The organism is Oscillochloris sp. ZM17-4, from assembly GCF_019599295.1.
GTDB lineage: Bacteria > Chloroflexota > Chloroflexia > Chloroflexales > Chloroflexaceae > Oscillochloris.
This window is the reverse complement of sequence record NZ_JAIEWN010000002.1, coordinates 278,244-301,719: the sequence shown is the minus strand read 5'-3', so window position 1 is coordinate 301,719 and position 23,476 is coordinate 278,244. Positions and strand designations below refer to the sequence as shown.

Sequence of the window (23,476 nt, the reverse complement as noted above, 5' to 3'; positions counted from 1 at the left end):
ACGCGTTTTGTGACGCTCCAGGTAGATCTGCCTGTACGCCGCTACGAGCTGGTCGGTCAGCCCGCCGATCTGATCGAGGTGTAAGTAGAACTCATCGGCGGCCACCAGGCCACGCAGCTGGTCGGCGCTGTCGGTGAGATCGCGCAGTTGCTCGGGGTCGATCAGACGCTCGCGCAGCTCCGGCCAGAGCGCGTCTACCGCCACACGTGCGCGGCGCAGCAGGTCGAGCTGGGCCGGCTTGAGCGCGTCGCGCATGCTGCGCACACGGTCGCGCAGCTCCTTAAAGGTGCGGCCCTCGCCGGCGAGCATGCGCACACCGTCGTCGGAGGCGGCCGCCTGCACGCCGGTCAGCAGGTCGCGGTACTCCTCCAGGGCTGTCTGGCCTGGGGCGCGGTTCGCCCGCGCCTCGGCGACGGTCGGCAGCAGGGCGGCCATCTCGTCGGCGGCCAGCTTCTTGAATGCCGCCGCGATCGCGCCCTCCTCAACATCGACCTCGTCGCCAGTCAGCTCCTCGTAGTTGCGCACGGCGGCGATCAGCGTCTTGAGGTCAATCGAGTCGCGCGGGGCGAAGCCGGCGGCCTTGAACGCGGTCAGATTGGTGAACGGCGCGCGGCTCTGCGGGTCCTGGTGGTTGCGGAAGCGGCGGGCCTGGTGCGTCACCTCGATCGCGCCGGCGCGCAGCAGCACCGCCAGCACTAGACGGATCACGTCGATGTCCCAGCCGTAGCCGATGCCCTGGAAGTGCTCGCCGAGGCCCTTGCCCGTCACGCGGTTGCCGTAGCTATGCTCGCGGCGCAGGTAGTCGAGCACCTCCTTGGCAATCTCGGCGCTGGTCGAGGGCACAAACTTCTGGCCCTCTTGCACGATCAGGCCGAGGCCGCCCTCGCCGCTGTAGAAGACCTGGGTGAGCGCGTTGAGGTTGGCGGCTTTCAGCACATCCTCGGCCTCCGTGCCTTTGAGCGGGCGGGCGCCCATCTCCAGCTTTGGGTAGAGGTCGGGCACGCACTTGTCGAAGAGTCGCTTGAAGATCTCGGCCGGCGTTCGGCCAAGCTCGGAGCCATCGGAGGGATTGCCGCGGAAGATGCCGGAGCCGCCAGTCAGCGCCTCGGTGAGCTTGGCGTGCAGGCGGCTCTTGAGGCTGCTCTCGCTCGTCCGCTCGCTCTCTAGGTTTGCGCCTTCTTCCCCCGTAATTTTCTGCTGGGCCTTGAGCGCGCCGTACTTCGCCACCATCTGGCGCGCGGCGTGAACTTGGGCCACGAGCTCGTCAATCTCGCTGTTGAGGGCGAAGACCCAGGAGATCTCGTTATATCGCTCGGGGTCGCGGCTCGCGACCCGCACGTCGTCCAGGCGACCAGCGAGCGCGCTCTCATCGTCGGCGATCACCAGGCTCAAGGGCACCTGGGCGTCGTCGTTGGACCGCACCCCGTCGATGGTGACGCCGACCCGGAAGGTGCGTAGTCCACGGTAGTTGTAGGTCTTGAGCGCCGCTTCGTTGAAGATCGACGCCAGGATCTCGCGCTGGATGTCTCTGCGCTCGCGCGGGCGCGGCTCTAGGTAGCGCCGCCGCTCCTCGGCCCAGGTCTTCTCCTGCGCGGTCTGGAGCTTGTAGCCCCGCTCGCTCTCGCGGACGAAGTCTTCGCCGATCAGCCGGGTGATCGCGGCATCGACCTCCGCCAGCGGTGCGGCGCGGCCCACCTCATCGACGAGCAGGGCGGCGATGTTGGCCGCCGTGCGCGGCAGGCTGGCGACATGCTCGGTCAGGGCGATCACCTTGCCCACCCGTGCCGCCCAGCCCTTATCCTCGGGGATGCCCTTGAATCGCTCGGCGATGTCGTCGATGTCTTTGCGCCGGCTTGAGCCAAGCAGTCCCTCGATCAGCTCGTAGAGGTTGTCCAGAGTCACCAGCGCGCCGACGGGGCGCTCGGCATAGTTGGTGCGCGGGTTGACCAGCATCTGGTAGACCTGGCTGATGATCGTGCGGTTGCTGCCGCTGAGCTGGCGCAGGGTTGAACCCTGGAGCCGCAGGCCGGACATGATGTCGATCGAGAGCTCGATATAGTGGGGCAGGTAGGGGTAGAATCGGACGAACTCGGCCTCGCTCAGCTCCGACCAGCGGTTGGTGCGCTCAAGCTGGCAGGCGACATTGAGCCGACCTTGATTCTCAGCGAAGAGCCGCCCCAGGGCTTGCACGCCATCATCGTTCTTCGCCAGCACGCGGCGGGTGGCCACCTCGCGGATGTCGGCGGGGGAGAGATCGACGCGGTGCTGGAAACGATCCTGCACCTTGGCGAGCAGCACGCGCTTGTCGTCGCCGAGTGCCGAGGTCACTTCCTCAAGCCGCTCCTGGGCGGTGACGATCACCCAGGTCGGCGCGGCGAGCTGGCCGGCCTTGATCCGGTTCTTGCTCTCCTTGCCGAACAGCTCGACCACCGCGCGCAGATCCTCCAGGCGATCCTGGCTGAAGGAGACGTAGGCACCGACCTCGTCGATCACAAAGGCCAGAGCCTTGCCGTCGCCCCGCCCGGGCCGGCTCATCAGTTCGAAGCAGCGCTCGACCAGCAGGCGCGGCGTGACCTCGATGCGCTTCTCGGCGAGGCCGTGGGCGAATGACTCGGGCGTCGGGTAGGTGCGCGGGTCCATCTGATGCAAGATGACGCCGATGCGGTTCCAGACCTCGGCGCCGGAGCGGCCGCGGCCGAGCCAGCCATTCTTCGCGTTGCCAGTGGCATACTCCGCGTCGAAGCGCCGCATGAACTCCTCAAGCCGGCCCTCGGCCTCTAGGCCAATCTCTAGCTCGGCGATGTCGAAGTCGTCGGCGTAGCCCAGCTCACGTAGGAGCACCCGGTACATGTAGGGCGAGATGCTCAGGTTGCCCTGGCCCGACTGGCCGCGATCCTTCTGCACATCGAAGAGCACCACCCGGTAGGGCATCCGGTGGGTGATCGAGTCGACCAGGGCGGCGATACGCCCACCGGGGTCTTGACTCTGCACCTGGGCCTTGAACAGCTCGGCCGCCTGCTCGCCGCGAACGCTGCGGTTGGCCATGACGTAGCCCAGGATCTTGGCGAATGACGACTTACCGGAGCCGAAGAAGCCCGAGATCCAGACGCCCACGCTCTCGTCGAGGTCCGACGGCCCACGGGCGATTGCGCCCAGCAGATCGACGTATTGGTCGCGGATGCGGTCGGTGACGACGTACTCGGTGATCTCCTCGTAGACCGACGCCTCATCGGCCTGGTCAACCTGGATGATCTCCTCGATCTTACGGCTCAGGTCGCGCTCAAGAAGGGCGTGTATCTGCATCGTTGTATCCTGATTCTTCACCACAGAGGCACAGAGATGAGATCAAAAAGGTTCGGCCTCTGTGTCTCTGTGCCTCTGTGGTTTAACCGTCTACCCCGTGAGCAATCGCGTAGGACTTGTTGGTGCGGCACTTCGCCAGCACCCGGTCGGGCCAGTAGCGTATCGCCGTGTGCGACCAGTCGTAGTCGCCGCGCTCGATGGCCTGCCAGCACTTCTTCGGCTCGGCGGCCCAGGCGGGCATGAGCGTGTACAGCGGCGCCATGTTGATCAGCACGCCGTCGTCAATCGTGGGCCTCCAGCCGACCACTTCGCCGCGCTCGTTGGTCTGCTCGATCACGGCGCGCACCAGGCGGGTCAGCTCCTCGGCGTCGGTGAGCAGGTCGGCGGCCTCGTCGCGCTCGCGCTCGGCGGCCTTGCGGGCCCGGCCGGGCGCTGCTGCGGAGACCTGGGCCTGGATCTCGTCGAGCCTCCCGCGCAGGGCGTTGACCCGGCCCTGGAGGTAGCGGTTGCCGAGGATGAGCGGCAGGCTGTCGCCGGTGAGCCGCTCGTGAAAGAGCAGGATGCTGAAGCTGCGCCGTGGCGACTGGAGCAACCAGTAGACCGGTCGGTTACGGTACTGGCGCGTGTGCTTCTTGTAGAAGTCGCTGATCAGATAGGCCGAGAGGGGCTTGCCGCCCGTCGCCGCGCTGATGAGCTGGCTGGCCGCATCCTCGCCGACCATGAGCTCCAGGGCACGCTCAATGCGCATGCCGAGGTCGTCAGGGTGCCCCGGCTCGATCAGGCCGAGCCCGTCCTCATCGGCCAGGGCGCGTAGCTGCGCGGCAAGCTCGGGGGCGAAGCGCCCACAGCCGATTGTGCCCGCCACGCCGGGCTTGAAGCGCCCAAGGGCCACGCCGAGGGCGTAGGAGAGCCATTGACGCGCCAGGGCTTCGCGAGTCAGCGCGGGCTCGTCGGCGCTCACATCCTCATCGGCTGGCGCGGCATCAGCATTCTCGTCAGTGTCGGCAAGCGTCGTCTTGTCGGCAAGCTCGGCCTCAATCGCCGCTCGATCTTCGCCTGAGATGCCGTAGAGCCGGTAGACTTCCTCGTCGATCTCACGCTCGAGAGCGGCGAGATCAGCGTGGCGCGCGGCCACGTCAGCGCCGCCCGTGGGCCACGCCGGCGGCGCCAAGAAGTCGTAGGTCGTCTCGCTCTCGGCGCTGTCTTCCTTCGCCAGAGCTATAGCCCGCTCGACAAGGCTTTGGAGTCCCTGACCAAAATTCTCAGGAATTGGAATGCGTTCTAGATCGGAAGTGTAGACATTAATAGTCTCGTTTGCCAGACGGATGATATAGGTCACTAACGACGAGTTCAATACGCCACTCAGGCTTAGCGTATCGGGTGGATTTTTTAGAAAGACACAATCACTCGCGCTGTCGAAAGGATAACCTAAAGGCATGTATCGCACGAAGAAACCCTTTGAACTGACAGCAGAGTAGGTGATTCCGGGTTGAAAATATGAGTTTGCATTTTTCAAAACCCACTCCCATTTATTATTCAAGTAAGGATATCGCTCGCAAATATAATTTTTCAATTCCTCGCCGTCGTTATGCCAATTCAAAACGGCCTCTTGGCTGCGCCACCAACGATATGTGCCACCCTCCTTCATGTAGCTAAACCACATTTTTCCACTGGATTTTGCAGTTGGACGGTCAGGCATGCCAAAGCCAATTCGCTTCGTTCCTATCTCCCACCAGTAGCGGATGAAGCGAAAATTGTCAGCGGTTGCTAATCCTTGTTGTGGTTGGGCGATAGAGCTCAAGAGGTGCAATGTACTAAATAGCGTCTTGATAGTTTCATTGAGCCGATAGACCCAAGGACTCCCAGGGATAATATGAAAATCTCCTTGTCGGTATAGGAATAAAATCGATTGACTCAGCTCTTTTTGTGAGAGCTTCTGAAGTGCTTGCTCAAACGAGATGCGCTTCATCTCAGCATTGGGTTCCCGCACAAGGCGAAAGTAGGTGCCGATGCTGTCTTGGCGGCGGGTATCGCTGCCTTCGCGCCTCAAGCTAAACAACGTCGTGTTTACTTTCTCACCACTAATCTCGGCAAAGGCTCGCGGGCCGACATGAGCCATCGTCTCGAGCGCCACGCTGCCATATAACTTCTCGCGTAGCTTCTCATAAGATGGGATAAACATGAATGATTGTTGGGTAATCATTCCTACCCGACCTCCTGGGGAGAGCACCTCAATGCAGCGCTGTATAAAGGCGGCGTAGAGATCACCTTTTCCTTCCGGGTATGACTTTTTTAGAAATTCCGCGCTAGAAGGAGGCATATTGCCTGAGCTCATATACGGCGGGTTGGCCACCACCACATCGTAGCGACGGGACAGCAGATCGAGGAGCTTGAGACCCTGATCGGCCCCCGCGACAAAGGTGGTGGCGTCGTCGCCGCGCTCGGCCTCCTGGCGGGCGAAGGTGTTGAGGGCAGCGCGCACCGCCGCATCGAGATCGGTTGTGCGGAATTGCCCTACGTCTACGTCCTCATAACCGGGCAGGCTAAGCATGCCCTTCTCCGCCTTGCGAGAGCGACTGGTGACGAAGAGCGAGCGCATATCGTCTTCTAGGCGCAGCAGCGAGCCCAGCTCACCGGCCTGCTTCAGCCGTGGCCAGAGTGCCCGGATGGCCGACTCCACCGCGGGCTTGGTATGGCCCAGGGCATCGACAAACGCGCCCAGGCGGTTGCCATTGAGCACCGTGACATCGGCGCAGACCAGATTACGCGGCGTCACGCTGCTCTTCGGGCTCAGCGCCTTGGCGCGCACATAGAGGCTGAGTGCGGCGAGCTGTACCGCGCGCAGGTCGATGTCAATGCCGAATAGGTTATTGGCAAGGATCGCGGCGGGGATGTCGTCGGCCTTCTCGACCGATGGCCGCGCAGGCCAGCCGGGCTGGCCTGCGTGTTCGATCTCCTCACGGTACATCGCGGCGAAGAGATCGAACGCCTGTAGTCCGAAGTGCATGGTCCCGCAAGCCGGATCGAGCAGAGTCAGCTCGCGCACCGGCTTGAGCGGCGCGGCGGGGATCTCGCCAGCCAGCGGCACCAGGTACTCCAGCCCCGCGCCCAGGAGGCTATCAGGGTGCATCTGCATCCAGTGGCGGCCGAGGGTATTCTCAACCAGGAAGCGCACAATCCAGCGCGGCGTGAAGAGCTGGGTCGCAGCGGGCAGATCCTCGCGGCGGATCTTCTGCTTCGACTTATTCTTATTCAGCCGCACAAAGACCGCGTCCTTCTCCTCCTCGTTAAAGTACTGGTAGACCCAGCCAATCGTCTCCTCATTCCCGGCGGCCCACGCCTGGCGCAGCTCGGGCGCGTTGAGCATATCGAGCAGCGCACGCAGGGCACGCGGGCGGGGAAAGAGCCGACTGGGCAGATTGGCCGGGTCAAAGAGCACCGGCACCTCGCGGGCAAGCTGGGCAGCCTGCCAGAGCAGAAAGTGGCGGTAGGCGATGTCGCGCGGCCCCTCCTCCATCGTGTCTTTGGGCATATCGCCAGCTTCGTAGTGGGCGTTGTCCTCGGGATGGTCGCTGACATAGAAGAGGAAGTCGTTGGATGCGTGGAACTTATCGAGCGTGCCACGGATGAGCTTGCGGGCCTCAAGCAGCTTAAAGGCCACCAGCCGGTTCAGGTGGGTAAAAGCCGTCTCGCGCACCAGGCGCTCAACCGCCTCAGCGCCCTTGCGCCCGGCGGCGGCCTCATCGCGGATGAATCGCTCCATGCGGCGGCGCGTCTCAGCGGCCTCGGCGATCGCCTGCACCGCGGGCAGCTTCGTGACCGGCTCAAAGCGCCCATCGGACGAGAGGCCATAGACAGCCGAGATCACGCTGCGGGTCTCGTCGGTGAGCAGGTGGCGCGCACTCAGGGCGAGGTCGTGGAGCTGGGAGCGAAGTGCGTCATCCATAGATTTTCACCCGATAGGTGCCGAGGGCATCGCGGCTGGGCAGGTTCATGAAGCGCAGCTGGTTCTCGCCCTCGCGGGCGCCGGGGTAGAGCAGGATCGACGTCACCTCAGTCCGGCCCTTCATCTGGTCGAGCAGCATCGACATGAAGTAGATGTGCGGGGCCATCGCGGCGACGCGGGTGAGGAAGACCACGTGGCGGCGCGGGTCGAGGGGCGCGAGCTTACTGGCGAGCAGGTCAGGCAGCGGCGCCCAGACCGGGTCGGAGAGATACTTCGTGATCTGGGCCTGGGCGGCGGCGAAGCCGCTGCGCTGCTCCATACGGACGATCGTATCGACGCCCTCGCACTCCTCCAGCGCCTCCCAGAGCAGATCCGCCAGGGAGATCATCACCACCTCACGGCCCGACTCAGCGAGACGGGTGGCCAGCAGACGCGCCTCGTGGCGCAGCTTCCACTCCTCGGCGGGGTCGTAGCGGAGGATGGCGAAGGGCAGATCACGGAAAACGCTGATCCGCATCGGCGATGCCGAGAGGTCGTTTTCGAGCTGCTCAATATGCTCCTTGAGAGAGGACACGGGCATACTCCTCCAGGGACTGAGTGGGGAACGCAATGCGGACGACGCGACCGGCGGCGTAGAACTCCAGCCGGTGTTCCTGGTGGGCCGTGACAAAGGAGCGCTCGACGGCCAGATCGGACATAAGCAGGACGCGCCACTCAGGGTCGCGCAGCAGCCGCTCGCCAGCCTGAAGCTCGCGGGAGCGCAGCAGGGCGATAAAGCAGAACGCCCCAGTGGGGATGAAGGGCGGCGTAATGCGCTTGTGGATGACACCCTGGAGCATGCCGAAGTCGCGCAGGGTGGCCATAAGCCCCCGGGCGACCCGCTCGACCGTGCCAGCGCCCCAGGGGCGCTCGGTGTGGCCGGCGGCCACCTGCTGCTGGAGCCAGCGCGCCACATCGGAGATCAACAGCTCCTGCTGGCCGCGCTCATAGGTGGGCGCGAGCAGATCGACGACGACATCGTGCAGCAGCGCATCGCTGCGCAGGGCCAGGTAGTAGAGGATGCGGTCGAAGGACTCGGCGGGCATCGGCGCCGCCGCCAGGGCCACCAGGGCCGCCAGGATGTCCGGGTCGTCGAGGTAGCGCTGCCGGAAGATCAGCAGAATATCCTCGACCCGCGAGCGCGAAGCCTTGCCAAAGAGATTCTCGCGCCGGAAGCGGTCGAGGTTCTCCGCGACAGAGGCGCCGACATCCCAGTAGGCCAGCAGCGTCTTCGTATCGGAGAGCAGCGCGCCGGCCTTAATGATCTTGCTGCTATAGGTAGCGTCAACGGTGGGCGTCATGCGTCTTTCGCCTCAGTCGCAAGTGAATGCCCCACGCGTGACACATCCCCAGCAAGCCCGACCGAAGCCGTGACCCGCTGCTTCTGCTGCTCGATCCAGGTATCAATATCCTGCCGCATGAAACGCCAGGTGCCGGCCACCTTAAAGCCCGGCAGCCGACCGCCATTCACCAGGCGATAGACCACCTTCGGTGCGACGTTAAGGTATATCGCGACCTGGCGCACAGTCATCGCAGAATCCATGATCCGACCTCCCGCCTGGCCAAGTGGAAAAGCAGGGTAATCTAGTACAAGATATACCACACCTATACCTGCGGTCAAGTGGCGATTATGCAATATGCAGCGGAGTGATGGTCACATGCGAGGAGGCAGGTAGAGCGATTCTGTAACCGGAGAGACGGGCTGGAGGAATGTGCAGCAGCCACATCGCACAGAATTGACACCGCCTGCCCGCGCCCCTATACTCCGCGCTAAGACCACGGCCAGCCCGTCTCTGTGGCGCGACGGCAGACCGCCGCCAGGCCACCCGGACCAGCGCACCACGCCCGTGCGCTCCGATTGCGCAGACGCTCAGGAAAGCCAGGCGCGGTGTCGGCGTCAGCCGCGAACCGGCCAAGCGAAGCTGCAAGGACACTCGGCCTCAGCACTGGGGCAAGGAAAAACCACCGGCAACGGTGGCTGACAGCGCTTCGCACACGCGGCGCGTAATCATGTCCTAGACGCGACTCATACCTCCGCCAGGAGAGCCGGCCCCTTCCGGGGCCTTCTCAGCATCTTGCCAAGGCCTAATTGATGGCCAGTGCGTGCAGAAGCTGACGGGGTGAGGAAACGCTAGGCCGAGGCGCTGAGGAGTTGATCGACCGTCACAGCGAAGCGATCCGCGACCCGCAAGACGAGATCGACAGAGGGCTGCTTCTGACCGCTTTCCAAGAAGCTGACGTGGGCGTGGGATGCCAGACCAAGCTGCTCCGCGAGTTGCGCCTGGGTGAGCCCAGCCTGACCTCGCAGGCGGGATAGGTTTGGTCCAAAGGCCGACGCTTCCACGGCTTCGCTCACTGTGCGCTGATACACTGGCTCCGCAGCAGCTTGCAGCGGCAGCTCCTCACGTATTAGGTACTCCACCCGCACCGCAAAGACATCGGCGACGGCAAGGATCACGTCGAGTGATGGCGTAAAGCGACGCGTCTCTAGATTACTGACGTGTGCATGAGACGCGAGCTGCAGGCGTTGGGCAAGCTCCGCTTGGGTTAATTGGCTGCCTGTGCGCAGGTAGCGTAACTTCTGGCCAAAGCTCCAGCCCATAGACTCCCGCATGGGGAGTCGCTTGACAGCGCAGATATGCGCGCCGTATAATGTTTGCGCCGGTTACATGCGGCAGGAAGAGGTGGAGACCTTCCATTCGGTCGACTCCCCAGTCCGCGGATGGAAGGTTCTCCTCGCCTCAGTTCGCGTTGCTCATTGTAGCATCTTCCTTCCCTCTCAACGCACAGCCCTACCTCCCTTGCGGAGAGCACGCCTCTTTCCGAGGCCAGACCGCCCTTGCAGCCCAAGGAGCGCCCATGTCTGGCCCGGTCTTTGTCGTAGATGCCGAGGGCACGCCGTTGATGCCGATGTCAGCCGCCTACGCACGCAAGCTCCTACGTGAGGGCAAGGCCCAGCGCCTTGCCCATTCGGCGTTCACGGTCATTCAGCTCTCGCGGCAGGTGGAGCAGCCTACTCTGCGACCCGTTGTGGCCGCGTTGCGACTTCACCTGCGCACCGCCGAACTCTTCCTGGTCGCCGAGGGTCAGCAGACGCTCCAGCCTCTTCTCCACATCATCATCGACCTGCGCACCGATTTGTCGCGCCGCCTCCGTCGCCGCGCCGGCCACCGTCGCCGGCGTCATGCAGGCCAGCGCTATCACGCGCTCGCCCGCCATGGCCGACCCTTCAAGCTGCGACGCCCCAGCCTGGCCCGCTCAACCTGGGGTTCAGCACTGCTTCAGCGGCAGTCACGGCGAGCAAAGATAGCCCATAGAAGCATGAGTGCCACCCCGCTACTCAAATGGCGTGCTCAGGCGCTCCAGCGGACGCTCATGGTGCTTCAGCGGCTTATCCCTATCAGTCACGTGCTCTTCGTCGATAGCCTGGGTGGCACCCACCACGATCACCGCCCGCTGACACCGGCGGAGCGGCGTGAGCAGCTTATCTTAGCCTATGGTGTCCGTGACAGTTTGGGCAAGCTAACCCCCATCTGTGCGTTCTGCCAGACCACTGAGGCGGCAATCGAGGTTGAACACCTTCTGCCAGTAAGCCGTGGTGGCACCGAAGCCTGGGAGAATCTCGCCTTGGCCTGTCAGGACTGCAACCAGCGGAAGGGCTCTCAGACGCCCGAAGAGGCTGGGATGCAGTTGCTGCTTTACCATAGTTTGCGTAGCCAGCATCGAGGCCGGCTACGACCCTACATTGACGGCACGCTGCGCGCCCTGCGCAGCGTGCTTCGCGATTCTGAGATGGTGCTCGTCGGCCCGAAAGTTGTTGAGCAAGGCGCTCTGTCGCAGGGCGTCATTGACGCTGCTCTTGCCACGGGCGCGGCCAGCCATTCAGCATTAGCGCCGGTCATCGCCTACCCCGTGCCGCGCCCGCGTAAGCAGCGCTTCAGCTCACGGAACTACCCGCTGGACGCGCCGTCGCGTGCAGATCAGGTGCGGGTCGGTCAGGCATTCAAGCGAAAGGTTCGAGTTAACCGTGGTCTGTGGCTCCATCGTGGGGGTAGGCGCACATCTCTTCAGGTCGTGCCATTGGAAGGTGCGGAGCGGCACGTGGATGGAGGACTGCTGATCGAACCCGGGATGCTCTGCGCTGCGACCCGCGCTGGCGTAGCGGTGATCGGGGTTGTCTCAGCGATTCATACGAGCGGGCGACTCTCCTTACGCACGGTCGTATCTGCCACGCGTGAGGCTGTCGTCTGGAGTGCGGTTGTTGTGAGCCCACGGCGCGGGCTCCGTGTGCTAGGTACCGATAGGGTGGTGTTTATCAGCCTCGCTACTCGCAAAGGTGGCGGGTGATAGTGGGTCATATCATAGAGCAGCCTATTGCAAACTCATGAGGTGATGCGGTGCATACACGTAATCGAAAGCCTGTCCAGAAGGCGGTGGCTGTTGCGAACCCAAACACGGATTACCTCCAGCTGCCCGCTCTGCCGCAGACTCAGAGTGCCTGGGCCTACTTTGCTGCCCACAGGCCGCGTGAGGTGCGGCGCACCATCCAGATGAAATTCCACCGGCCTTCCTGGGGCAAGGTGGATGAGATGCTGTGGGCGCACACACAGGGCACAAATCTCCGCTCAGAGATCCTGAGTCTGCTTGGCCCCTACTATGCCATCGTGTGCATCCACCAGATGCATCGGCTACGCGCTGAAGGGAGCACATCAAATCGAACACAGATCCTCGGTGAGATCATCGGGTCGTGCTTTCGGCCGCCCAGACGGAAGCTATATCGGCTGTTACTTCGCGAGCAGCCCTTTCTCTCGCTCTGGCTGGCGAGCGAGGAACATCTGAAGACCCTTGCTACGGTCGTTGCACTGCTCGATCTGGCAGCCACTGAACGCTTGAAGGAGCACTATGCCAAGAAAAAAGAAAAAGCCTTGAAGTTCTTGCGCGCACTCTGGCCAGCCAGCAAGGAGTACCTAAGCGAGTTTGCAGCTATGGTGACGCTGCAGACCTTAGCGGGTGCCGAGCCTCTTGATCCCCTGTCCACTCCACCAATCCGAGTGCTGTATCTCCGCGAGAAGTATCCAATCTGCCCAGCGCTTTTTGCCGGGGCTTGCCGAGAAAGCGCCCGCGACCTGCTGGGTTGGTACAATCGCCTGATTGGGGCAAACCCGGCAGATCTTGATGACGATGATCTCGCGGATGAGGATGGGCTAAAAGCTGAAGCTCTCGATACCCGAACACCGGAAGATGTCTACGCATCCTGGCTAGTTGCAATGGAGCCTTACAAGCGCGCTGCGAAGACGGTTATTCCATTTGGCCCTGACGAAGGCATGACCTTTGAACAGGTCGGACCTCGGGGTGTGCGCTGGCTTCAGACGCGTATGACGACCCGTGAAGCGATTGAGGAGACACTGGTTCATATTGAAGTACACCTTAACCCTGAACGCTACACGCCCGATGAGCTGCGACGCGCTCAACATGCCCGGCATCCTTGGAAAACAAAGGTCAGCTCCGAGCGTGCTCCACGGGCGAGTCGTTTCGCACAACATACCTTTGATAGCCACCAACCACGGGTGCGACTGTCTGCTCTGGAGCCGCAGGCATTGATACGGCTACGTGATGAGCAATTCGAGAATCTGCAATACGTTGATGAATTCCCGGCGCTCAAGGAATCTGCTGAGCTGTTTTTCAGCGGGCGGGGGCTGAAATACCCAGAGATCACCCCTGTCCTCAACGCGGAGGAACAGGCACAGCATTACCGGCAACTTGCGAGTCACCTTGAATGGTGTCGGGATCCGTTTCCAAGGGGGAGGAAGGATAGTGCTGATTTCTGTGCCGAGGATCTCGAAGCGGTTGAAACGACGCACAAATACGAGATAGAGCATCATGCTCGTGCGCTGCGTGAGCCTCGCTTACAGCCGCTCGTCTTCTATCGCTCCATGCGACCGCCGGTGAAAGGCAGCGATGATAGCGGGATCAAGCCCGCCTTTACGCTTTTGTACCGGAAATATGACCCTTCGGACGCTGAGCTTGATCGGCGGTACCGTTATCTTCCTCAGTCGCAGCGGCAGATGAAGATCCAAGAGGCTCGTGAACGTGGCCCAACCTATGAATACGTGCTCGCGGTGGTTATCCATGCCCCCGCTGCGCTCTCGGCTCCCTACAACCGGCGGCGCTTCGTGCCTCAGCTCACCGAGGATTTCTACTATGTAGACTACCCTGCGACACGATTTGTGCCGCCGGTCGGCGACGATATCTCGCTCATGATCTTCCCACTGGAATGTGGATGGGGGAGTGATAGCGCACCTCAGCCGCACAGCGACCAGTTGTTACGCAAGGTGATCGAAGAGCGTTTGGCTGTGCAACGTAGGCTGTACGAGCAGCAAGAGGGACATCAATGGCCGCTGGAGCAATGCCTTCCGTCAAAAGGCGCGTTAGGCTTCGCGCAAATTACCTGCACACGCAACCAGCAGGGCAAGTATGAGTTCTTCGTCAAGATACCGCTCCCCCGCCCCGTGCCGGAGGCACAGCTACCGGAACGCGTTATCGGCTTCCATGAACACGAAGAGGGGTATTCCTATGCAGTTTCAGGCACCGATGGAGCGGTGATCGAAACCGGCGATCTCATGATCCCATCACATGTCCAGCCTAAGGCTCATGAATGGTATCCACGAAACTACGTCTACGAGGTACGGAAGGCGATGGTGGCCTTGGCCGTCAAGCACAATGCTCACATAGGTATCGAGGATACATCGGACGCAAAGGAGCAGCCAAGCCTCTCGCGGGCGCAAAACCAACGACGCTTCCGTCGGCCATCGCGCACCATCATCAGCGAGTTAGCGTCTGCGGCGCTACTCGCCGGCCTGCTGAAGCCCCTCGAAATACGCGGTGTTCCGTCACGCTCCTGCGGTACCTGTGGCACAAAGCTTCATTCTGTCTCAAAGACGATCGTGCATCGTGTGACGAGCACATGTCCCAGCTGTGCCTCGCCACATCTGATCAACCAGCACGATGATCACCGGCGGCTCGTGTGTATGGCGTGCGGGTTGGCATGGAGATCCAGTGAGCCCTGGTTTATCTGCGATGGGTGTCATCATCAACGGGCGCCAGCGCATAACCAGGCGACGGTGGTGGCGCGGCTTACCCTGAGACGATTGGTGCAATTCCACGAGGCTGCGATGAAGCGCGATGCCGAACGTAAGGTTAAGAGGGAGGGTTCACGAACGACAAATATCTCTGGTAGCTGAGTAGCACGTACAAGACGTAATGGCGGATCTGGTTGGGCGAGCAGGGAAAAGGTTGGGGAGAAAACCTGCGAGTACTTCCCCGCAGGGTGCGACACCATTGTACAGGGTTGGTGAGCGCATATACGCCACAAGGCCCATGCCATCGGCGGGCGGCGCGGTGTAGGCCACAATTTTCGCAACTCCTTAGGTTGATTTTGAGCAAAACCGAGTTGCGAGAAAAATGTGCGATCTTGGCTATTTTCATGGCTTTCCAAAGCCATGAAATTCAGGGTTGCAGTGGTCAACATTGAGCTGTGGCAAGTGGAAGACAACGTGTATGAGAACATCTACGCGGCGCTGACACGTTGCAGTGGTCAACATTGAGCTGTGGCAAGTGGAAGTGCGCCCTGCGCGCGTACCCGGTGCCGGTCGGGGCGTTGCAGTGGTCAACATTGAGCTGTGGCAAGTGGAAGACTTCCAGGGCGGCTCCCTGGCCCTCGACGCGCTGAGTTGCAGTGGTCAACATTGAGCTGTGGCAAGTGGAAGTCTTTCCATGCGGTCGCCACCACGACCTGGTTATCTGTTGCAGTGGTCAACATTGAGCTGTGGCAAGTGGAAGTGGCTCGTACACGGTCACCGGGGCGTCCTCGGTGGTTGCAGTGGTCAACATTGGGCTGTGGCAAGTGGCAGAGCAGTGTGATCATGTGCGGAAAGGTGGTGATAACGCAAAGAATGCCATTGCTTCCCTACGAATACTTCCCCGCAGGGTGCGACACCATCGTACAGGGTTGGTGAGCGTATATACGCCACAAGTCCCATGCTATTTGCGGGCGGCGCGGTGTAGGCCATAACTTCGCAACGATAGGCCTGTTTTTGAGCAGGAATCGAGTTGCGAGGAAAATATGCAGTTCTAGCTATGTTCATGGCTTTAGGAAAGCCATGAAATTCAGTATTGCAGTGGTCAACATTCGGCTGTGGCAAGTGGAAGTTGCAGACGCCGATATAGTTCAGCAGATCCTGCTCGGTTGCAGTGGTCAACAGTAGGCTGTGGCAAGGTCACGCATTGGCGAGTACGTAGATGCGAGCGGAGACTCTGTTGATCTGATCACCCGACTCGAGTAAAGAGCGACCATCCAGATAGGCAATGCACAGCCCCACCGGCACGGTGGGGCTATTTTTGTGCCTCTCAGATGGGGCGAGTAAGGCAAAGCCCACTGAGCTGACTAAGGGTTCATAAAAGAATAACTTCCCTCACTCCGTGGTAGACTGCGGGCCAATCGTTGACGAGCGTGAGGTTGTCGATGCTCCCACCAGATCCTGCGCAGGTGCACCTCTGTGCGTGTGATGCCTGCCAAGCGGGCGATGATAGCGTCATCCAGCAGCACCATGAGCGGATCAATCTGCTGCTCAGTCGCTTAAGCGAGCCGCAGCGCCGCTGGTACGTTGGGACGCTCGCCGCAGCGCCGGAGAGTCCCGGCGTGCGGCAACTGGCCCGCATTACCGGCCTCGATCCCAAGACGATCCGGCAAGGACGGCGAGAAGTCGAAACGGGATTGGTCGATGTTCCCAGCGGCCGCCAGCGCCGCGCGGGGGCGGGCGCACCAGCCGCCGAAAAAAAGATCCGGAACTGGAAGCCATGATTCTGGCGCTGGTTGCTCCCCACACCGCCGGTGACCCGATGGGTTCGCAGAAATGGCTGAACTGTCGGCTGGTGGACATTCGCCAGGCGTTGGCGCAACGCGGCCATCGCGTGAGCCAGCCAGTGATCAGCCGCATCTTGCGCGCCCATGACTATCGCTTGCGCGCCAACCGCAAGTGCGTGACCGGTGCGCCCCATCCCGAGCGCGACCAGCAGTTCGCCTACATCCGCAGCCAACGGGCGGCGCATCAGGCCCAGGGGCAGCCCGTGATCAGCGTGGATACGAAAAAGAAAGAGCTGGTGGGCAATTTCAAGAACGGCGGGCAGATCTGGTGCCAGAGCCCGGAGCAGGTCGATGCCCATGACTTTCCTCAGGATGCGGTCGGGCGCGCCGTGCCCTATGGGATCTACGACCTGAGCGCCAATCGGGGCACGGTGTACGTCGGCTGTTCGGCCGACACGCCCAGCTTTGCGGTGGATAATCTGGCCCACTGGTGTCGCACCGAGCTGCGAGAACGCTATCCGCAGGCCACGCACCTGCGGATCGAAGCCGATAGTGGCGGCAGCAATGCGGCGCGCTCCCGCGTCTTCAAGCAGCAACTCCAACGGCAAGTGGCGGACGGCCTGGGCTTGACCGTCACGGTCTGCCACTACCCCACGGGCGCATCGAAGTGGAACCCGATTGAGCATCGGCTGTTTAGCGAAATCAGCAAGACCTGGGCGGGATGCCCCCTGCGCTCCTTTGCACTGGTCGCGCACTACATCGCCACGACCACAACCCAGACCGGCTTGGCCGTGCGCGCCCATCTGGTGCCTACCACCTACGCCACCGGCGTCCGTGTCACGACGGCAGAAATGGCCACGCTGAACATCGAGCCGCATACGATCTGCCCCCAATGGAACTACACGATCCGTCCCCGCCCAACACCATCCGCCGAGGGGGTGAGGGAAGTAATTTCTTTATGAACCCTAATCACCTGGGAAATGACGAAGGTTGCCAAAATTGCCAAGCGTAATTCTGAGGAGGAGAGGCTTTTTTTGGCTTTCTGAAGCGAATTGTAGAAACCGTGTAACGTGCCTACACCGTCGTCAAAATGCCTTAGGAATACCGTGCAGATCGCGAGTCCTTGCTGCTAAGCAGGGGGTGTTTTAGCGCATCAGGACGAGATCTTCAGAGTGCACTAATTTCCTGTTCGCCGAGTGCGCTGATTTATGGGGTCTGATACTCATCGGCGGCCACCAGGCCACGCCTGCGGGCCAGGTCGCGGGCCGCCCAGAGGATCTGGCGCTCCTCGCCGCCGGTCTTCAGGGCGCCCTCGGCCAGCCGGGGCATCCAGCCGCCCCGCGCGGCGTCGCGCACGATCTTATAGCCCAGCGCGTGCAGGGTGTGGCGGGCCACCGCGGCGCAGCGCGGCCACGGCTCCATGGCCCGGCCGATATCCTCCACGGCGGCCTTGTTGAAAGAGCTGACCAGGATGCGCCCCGGGGCGAAGACGCCCTCGCGCACCAGGCGCTCGACCCGATGCACCATCGCCGTCGTCTTGCCGGCGCCGGCGACGGCGAACACCAGGGCCGGGCCGCGCCCGTGGTCGACGATCTGACGCTGCTGGTCGGTGAGCTGGATCATTGGTGTCCCCCTATGTACGGATGTCCTATCCTACTATAGGTTCACCGATAGCGTGGGCGGAGAGGTTACGCCCCAGCCCGGGCGGACGCGGAGTGTATCAGGCGGGAGTATCATGGGCGGTAGCGCAGCACATGCGCGCAGGAGTACAGGAGCACCTCGATGACCGACGGAGCCATCCAGCGCTTCGCGGGGGCGGGCGGCGCGCGGATCTACCAGATCCCCGTGCGGGCCTTCCCCAGCATGAGCGCCCACACCTATGTGGTGATAGATGGCGGCTACGCCGCCCTGATCGACACCGGCAGCGGCGTGGCCGAGAGCAATACCGACCTGGATTCCGGCATGGCCGCGATCCGCGACCAGTACGGCGAGCAGGTCTCCTGGGAGATGCTCAGCCGGATCATCATCACCCACGGCCATATCGACCACTGCGGCGGGCTGGGCCACGTGCGCGCCCGCAGCGCCGCCCCGGCGGCCGCGCACCGCCTCGACCTGGCGGCCGTCCGCGACCACGCGGCCTTTATGGCCGCGCATCTGGAGGCGACGGCCAGCTTCCTGCGCTGGACCGGCGTGGCGGAGGGGCAGATCGGACAGCTCGGGCGGCTCTTCGGCGCGGTGGGCCAGATCGCGCCCGGCGGCGAGGTCGCCACGCTCATCGACGACGGCGACCTGCTCGACGGGCGCTTCGCGGTGATCCACACGCCGGGCCACTGCGCGGGCATGGTCTGTCTGCGCATGGGCGACGTGCTCTTCTGCGCCGACCACCTGCTGGCCACGACGAACCCCCGGCTGACGCCGGCGCACCTGGAGCCGCACAACGGCCTGGGCCTCTACCTGGCCTCGCTCGACCGCGTCGCCGCAGAGCCCGGGATCCGGCTCGGGCTGGCCGGGCACGAGGCGCCGATAGGCGATATCTACGCCCGGATCGACGCCATCCGCGAGTCGCACATGGGCCGGCTGGCGCAGATCCATGAGGCCTGCCGCGCGCCGCGCACGATCCTCGATCTGGCGGCGCAGATCTACCCGGAGATGCGCCACCCATCCCAGCTCCTGCTCGCCCTGCAGGCGGTCGCAGCGCGGGTCGAGTACCTTGAGCAGCGGGGCGCGCTGGCGGCCTCTGACACCGGGGCGATGACCCGGTACCGCGCCGCGTGATCGTATCCCCACATCTCAGCACAGAAAGAGCGCATATGTCTGTGGCCGCGCCCGCTCCGGCAGCGCCGGAGCACCCCTTCCTGCGATCTCCCAACGCCACCCTGCTCGCCCTCGCCGCCCCGGTGCTGATCTCGATGGTCGCCGAGCCGCTCACCGGCCTGGTCGACACGGCATTCGTGGCCCGCCTCGGCGTCGCGCCGCTGGCCGCCATGGGCGCCGGCACGATCGCGCTGAGCAGCATCTTCTGGATCTTCAACTTCTTGCAGATCGGCACCCAGACCGAGGTGGCCGGGCGGCTGGGCGCCGGCGAGCCGGAGCGGGCCAGCGCCGCCCTCGGCCTGGCCCTCGTGCTCAGCGCGACGATAGGGCTGGCCCTGGCCGCCCTGGCCATCCCGGCGGCCCCCTGGATCGCCGCCGCCATGGGCGCCGATGGCCCGCTGCTGGCCGACGCGACGGCCTACATCAGCCTGCGCGCACTCGGCGCCCCGGCCATCCTCGTCACCCTGGCCGCCTTCGGCGCGCTGCGCGGCGCCCAGGACATGCGCGCGCCGCTGCTGGTGGCCGTGGGGGTCAACCTGCTCAACGTGCTGCTCGACGCGCTGCTGGTCTTCGGGGCCGGCCCCGTGCCCGCCCTGGGCGTGGGCGGCGCCGCCCTGGCCAGCTCGCTCAGCCAGTGGGCCGGCGCGGCGTGGGCCGTGGCCGCCGCCCTGCGCCGGGTCGGGCGCCCGGCCCAGATGCCGCCCCTGGCCGAGGCCGGCCGGCTGCTGCGCGTCGGCGGCGACCTCTTCATCCGCACGGGCCTGCTCACCGGCTTCCTGGTGCTCACCACCCGCGCCGCCACCCTGATGGGCGCCGAGGCCGGGGCGGCCCACCAGGCCATCCGCCAGGTCTGGATCTTCACGGCGCTCTTCCTCGACGCCTTCGCGATCACCGGGCAGAGCCTGGTCGGATACTTCCTCGGCGCCGGTCAGGTCGCGCCCGCCCGCCGCGTGGCCGCCCTCGTCTGCGCCTGGAGCGTCGGGGTAGGGATCATCCTCGGCGTACTGATGCTGCTCGGCCGCGACGTGGTGGTCGCCCTGCTGGTGCCGGAGGCCGCCGGGGCCGCCTTCGGGCTGGCCTGGATGATCGCGGCCCTCGTCCAGCCGCTCAACGCGCTGGCCTTCGCCACCGACGGCGTCCACTGGGGCACCGGCGACTACCGCTACCTGCGGAACGGCATGGTCGTCGCCAGCGCGGTGGCGCTGCCCGCCCTGGCCCTGGCGCTGCGCCTGCCGGGCGACTCGCTGGCCTGGATCTGGCTCGTCACCGCGCTCTGGACGAGCACCCGCGCCACGCTGGGCGCGCTGCGGATCTGGCCGGGGATCGGCCGCGCCCCGCTGGGCGCGGCCGGCGGCGCGCGCTAAAAAGTCCTTATGTGTGGCTTCGCCACCCCCACCCCCCGCCGAGCGGCGACGGGGCGCTGTTGCCGGTTCCCGTGCGTTGGGGTATGATAGCCGACGAACGAGCAAGGAGGAGCGTATGCTCGAAGCGATCTTCTCACCCAAATCAGTCGCCGTAATCGGCGCATCGCCAGACGAACACCGACTCGGGCACGTGGTGCTCAAGAATATTATCATCAACGGCTACGCGGGGCATATCTACCCCATCCACCCGAGCGCCGCGACGGTGCTCGACATGAAGGCCTACCCGAGAGTCTGCGACCTGCCCGAGGTGCCCGACATGGCGGTGATCGTCATCCCGCCGCAGCACGTGCTGGGCGTGGTGGACGAGTGCGGCAAGAAGGGCGTGAAGGGCCTGGTGGTGATCACCGCCGGGTTCAAGGAGGTCGGCGGCGAGGGCAAGGAGCTGGAGCGCCAGCTGCTGGCGAAGGTGCGCGAGTACGGGATGCGCATGCTTGGCCCGAACTGCCTGGGGATCATCGATACGATCAGCAACCTGAACGCCTCGTTCGCCGCCCTGATGCCCGAGGACGGCGAGATCGCCTTCATGTCGCAGTCGGGCGCGATGCAGCAAGGTGATCCTGGCCTACCTAGAGGGGATCAACGACGGGCCGGGCTTCATCACCGCCGCCCGCAAGGTGACGAAGAACACGCCGGTGATCGCGATCAAGAGCGGCACCACCGCCGCCGGCACGCGGGCCGCATCCTCGCACACCGGCTCGCTCGCCGGCTCCGAGGCCGCCTACGAGGCGGCCTTCCAGCAGAGCGGCATCCTGCGCGCCCGCACGATGAACGAGCTGTTCGACCTGGCCCTGCTCTTCTCCTACCAGCCGCTCATCCAGGGCAACCGGGTCGCGATCGTCACCAACGCCGGCGGCCCCGGCATCATCGCCACCGACGCCGTCGAGCGCAGCGGACTGAAGATGGCCAGCTTCACCCAGGAGACGGTCGCCAAGCTCCAGGAGAAGCTGCCGCCCACCGCCAACTTCTTCAACCCGATCGACATCATCGGCGACGCCCGCAGCGACCGCTATCGGGTCGGGCTGGAGGCGGCCCTGGAGGACCCGAACGTCGACGCGGCGATCGTCCTGCTCACCCCGCAGGCCCAGAGCGACCTGATCGAGACCTGCCAGGTGATCATCCAGCTCGCGCAGCTGTATGGCAAGCCGGTGGTGACGAGCTTCATGGGCGGCTACAGCCTCGGCCCGTCCGTCGAGATGCTCGGTGCCAACCGCATCCCCAACTACACCTTCCCCGAGCGCGCCGTGCAGTCGCTCTCCTCGATGGTGCGCTACAGCGAGTGGCGTCAGCGCCCCCCGCCCAACTACCGCAGCTTCGAGGTGGACAAGGACCGCGTGCGCGCGCTCTTCGCCAGCGTCCGTGAGGCGGGCCGGGTCGAGCTGGGCGAGATCGAGGCCCGCGAGGTGATCGAGGCCTACGGCATGCGCCTGCCGCAGAGCCGCCTGGCCAGCTCGCCTGACGAGGCCGCTAAGATCGCCGCCGAGATCGGCTTCCCGGTGGTGATGAAGATCAGCAGCCCCGATATCCTCCACAAGAGCGATATCGGCGGCGTCAAGGTAGGTGTCGCCGACGCCGCCAGCGCCCGCGACACCTACGAGCTGATCGAGTACCGCGCCCGCAAGTACAGCCCCGGCGCGCGCATCTGGGGCGTGCTGGTGCAGGAGATGGTGCGCAAGGGCCGCGAGATGCTGGTCGGCGTCACCCGCGACCCGCAGTTCGGCCCGCTGGTGGCCGTGGGTATGGGCGGCATCTACGTCGAGGTGCTCAAGGATATCGCCTTCCGCCTCGCCCCGATCAGCGAGCGCGAGGTGAGCGAGCAGCTACGCTCGATCCGCACCTACCCGCTGCTGCGCGGCGTGCGCGGCGAGCCGCCCGCCGATATCGCCATGATCGAGGAGACCGTGCTGCGGGTCAGCCAACTAGTCACCGACTTCCCCGAGATCGTCGAGATGGACATCAACCCCCTCGTGGTGCACAATCAGGGCGAGGGCGCGATCGTGCTGGACGCGCGGATTATTCTGAAGTAGTGTTGAGTGTTGAGTGTTGAGTGCTGAGTGCTGAGGTCGGAAGCGACGGCAGCAGACAATGCTAACGCCCGAATCTCAACACTCAACACTCAACACTCAGCACTACAATGGAGGCAGCGATGGCTACGCTCTATGTCGCTTCAACTGAGACCTTCGTCGGCAAGAGCGCGGTCTGCATCGGCCTGCTGCGCCGCATGCAGCGCGATGGGTTTAACGTCGGCTATATGAAGCCGGTCAGCGTCTCGGTGACGCACACCGGCGACCGGGTGCTCGATGAGGATGCGGCCTTTATCCGCGAGACGCTCAGCCTCGCCGCGCCGCTTGAGCAGATCGCCCCGGTGCTGCTCACCCCCGGCGTGATCGAGTCGATCATGCGCGGCCAGCCGCAGAATTTTACCAAGGCTCTGCGCGACGCCTACCTGGCCGTCTCGCGCGAGAAAGACGCGATGGTGCTGGAGGGCACCAACACCTGGGCCGAGGGCGCCCTGGTGGACCTGAGCGCCGACCAGGTGACGGACCTGCTCCAGGCGCCGGGCATCCTGGTCAGCCGCTACGCCTCGACCCTGGCCGTGGATACGATCCTCTCGGTGCAGCGCTATGTGGGCGACCGGCTGATCGGCGTGCTGCTCAACCAGGTCGAGGACCCGCAGCGCGACTTTGTGCAGAGCCGGGTGGTGCCCTTCCTCGAGTCGCGCGGCATCCCGGTCTTCGGGCTGCTCCCGCGCGACAACACCCTGGCCGGGATCAGTGTCGAGGAGCTGATCGAGCACCTCGGCGGCCAGCTGATCGGCAAGCGCGAGTGGTGCGACAAGACGGTCGACTCGCTCATGATCGGGGCCATGGGTGCCGAGGCCAGCCTCTCGTTCTTCCGCCGCCGCCCGAACAAGGCGGTGATCACCGGCGGCGACCGCAGCGATCTCCAGCTGGCTGCCCTTGAGACGAGCACGAACGCCCTGGTGCTCACCGGCAACATCCGCCCGGCCTACCAGGTGCTCGACCGCGCCGAGGAGCGCCAGGTGCCGATCATTATCGTCCCCGACGACACGCTGGTCACGGTGGACCG

Annotated in this window: 14 protein-coding genes, 1 pseudogene and 1 CRISPR repeat array; of the genes and pseudogenes, 8 read left to right on the top strand and 7 right to left on the bottom strand. The window is 63.9% G+C overall.

Features of this window, described 5'->3' with window-relative positions; all coding sequences use genetic code 11:
- The 6 genes from brxC to K2Z83_RS03155 form a co-directional block, all read right to left on the bottom strand.
- The coding region (gene brxC / locus K2Z83_RS03180; protein WP_220593725.1) for a BREX system P-loop protein BrxC at window positions 1–3,303 on the bottom strand (3,303 nt) is incomplete at its 3' end.
- A gap of 82 nt (window positions 3,304–3,385) precedes the next feature.
- Complete coding sequence (gene pglX / locus K2Z83_RS03175; RefSeq protein WP_220593724.1) at window positions 3,386–7,249, bottom strand: BREX-1 system adenine-specific DNA-methyltransferase PglX; 3,864 nt, start codon at window positions 7,247–7,249, stop codon at window positions 3,386–3,388.
- A complete protein-coding gene (locus K2Z83_RS03170) occupies window positions 7,242–7,823 on the bottom strand; it encodes a BREX protein BrxB domain-containing protein (RefSeq protein ID WP_220593723.1) in 582 nt (193 codons plus the stop codon). The genes pglX and K2Z83_RS03170 overlap by 8 nt, the downstream gene beginning before the upstream one ends.
- The gene (locus K2Z83_RS03165; protein ID WP_220593722.1) at window positions 7,798–8,589 is read right to left on the bottom strand and encodes a BrxA family protein; all 792 of its coding nucleotides are present in this window, start codon (window positions 8,587–8,589) and stop codon (window positions 7,798–7,800) included. The genes K2Z83_RS03170 and K2Z83_RS03165 overlap by 26 nt, the downstream gene beginning before the upstream one ends.
- Complete coding sequence (locus K2Z83_RS03160) at window positions 8,586–8,819, bottom strand: helix-turn-helix domain-containing protein (RefSeq protein ID WP_220593721.1); 234 nt, start codon at window positions 8,817–8,819, stop codon at window positions 8,586–8,588. Before K2Z83_RS03160 ends, K2Z83_RS03165 begins: the two co-directional genes overlap by 4 nt.
- A 600-nt stretch (window positions 8,820–9,419) precedes the next feature.
- Window positions 9,420–9,890 carry a helix-turn-helix transcriptional regulator gene (locus K2Z83_RS03155; RefSeq protein WP_220593720.1) on the bottom strand — a complete coding sequence of 157 codons (471 nt, stop codon included), beginning with the start codon at window positions 9,888–9,890 and terminating at the stop codon, window positions 9,420–9,422.
- Window positions 9,891–9,940: 50 nt separating this feature from the next.
- On the opposite strand from K2Z83_RS03155, the gene K2Z83_RS03145 reads away from it, so the two are divergent.
- The 4 genes from K2Z83_RS03145 (at window position 9,941) to K2Z83_RS03135 (ending at window position 17,113) form a co-directional block, all read left to right on the top strand.
- Complete coding sequence (locus tag K2Z83_RS03145) at window positions 9,941–11,635, top strand: RRXRR domain-containing protein (protein WP_370650029.1); 1,695 nt, start codon at window positions 9,941–9,943, stop codon at window positions 11,633–11,635.
- A gap of 50 nt (window positions 11,636–11,685) precedes the next feature.
- Window positions 11,686–14,529 (top strand): hypothetical protein, encoded by a 2,844-nt coding sequence (locus K2Z83_RS03140; RefSeq protein WP_220593719.1) that lies wholly within the window; start codon window positions 11,686–11,688, stop codon window positions 14,527–14,529.
- Between the two features lie 270 nt (window positions 14,530–14,799).
- A CRISPR array of direct repeats spans window positions 14,800–15,198; the repeat unit is 37 nt; unit sequence GTTGCAGTGGTCAACATTGAGCTGTGGCAAGTGGAAG.
- Between the two features lie 611 nt (window positions 15,199–15,809).
- The gene (locus tag K2Z83_RS28660) at window positions 15,810–16,148 is read left to right on the top strand and encodes a hypothetical protein (RefSeq protein WP_255603188.1); all 339 of its coding nucleotides are present in this window, start codon (window positions 15,810–15,812) and stop codon (window positions 16,146–16,148) included.
- Window positions 16,145–17,113 (top strand): ISAzo13 family transposase, encoded by a 969-nt coding sequence (locus K2Z83_RS03135; protein WP_255603187.1) that lies wholly within the window; start codon window positions 16,145–16,147, stop codon window positions 17,111–17,113. Before K2Z83_RS28660 ends, K2Z83_RS03135 begins: the two co-directional genes overlap by 4 nt.
- 244 nt (window positions 17,114–17,357) lie before the next feature.
- Here the strand turns inward: K2Z83_RS03135 and K2Z83_RS03130 are convergent, their stop codons facing one another.
- Complete coding sequence (locus tag K2Z83_RS03130) at window positions 17,358–17,774, bottom strand: UvrD-helicase domain-containing protein (RefSeq protein WP_220593718.1); 417 nt, start codon at window positions 17,772–17,774, stop codon at window positions 17,358–17,360.
- Between the two features lie 159 nt (window positions 17,775–17,933).
- Between K2Z83_RS03130 and K2Z83_RS03125 the strand changes: the two genes are divergently transcribed.
- The 4 genes and pseudogenes from K2Z83_RS03125 to K2Z83_RS03110 all read left to right on the top strand — a co-directional run.
- Window positions 17,934–18,926: an MBL fold metallo-hydrolase gene (locus K2Z83_RS03125; protein WP_220593717.1), complete on the top strand. Its 993-nt coding sequence runs from the start codon at window positions 17,934–17,936 to the stop codon at window positions 18,924–18,926.
- Window positions 18,927–18,961: 35 nt separating this feature from the next.
- Window positions 18,962–20,329, top strand: a complete 1,368-nt coding sequence (locus tag K2Z83_RS03120; RefSeq protein ID WP_220593716.1) for an MATE family efflux transporter — start codon at window positions 18,962–18,964, stop codon at window positions 20,327–20,329.
- Window positions 20,330–20,444: 115 nt separating this feature from the next.
- Window positions 20,445–22,413 (top strand): annotated as a pseudogene (locus K2Z83_RS03115) (acetate--CoA ligase family protein).
- Window positions 22,414–22,532: 119 nt separating this feature from the next.
- Window positions 22,533–23,476 (top strand): phosphotransacetylase family protein (locus tag K2Z83_RS03110; RefSeq protein WP_220593774.1); only part of this gene is annotated, 944 nt, incomplete at its 3' end.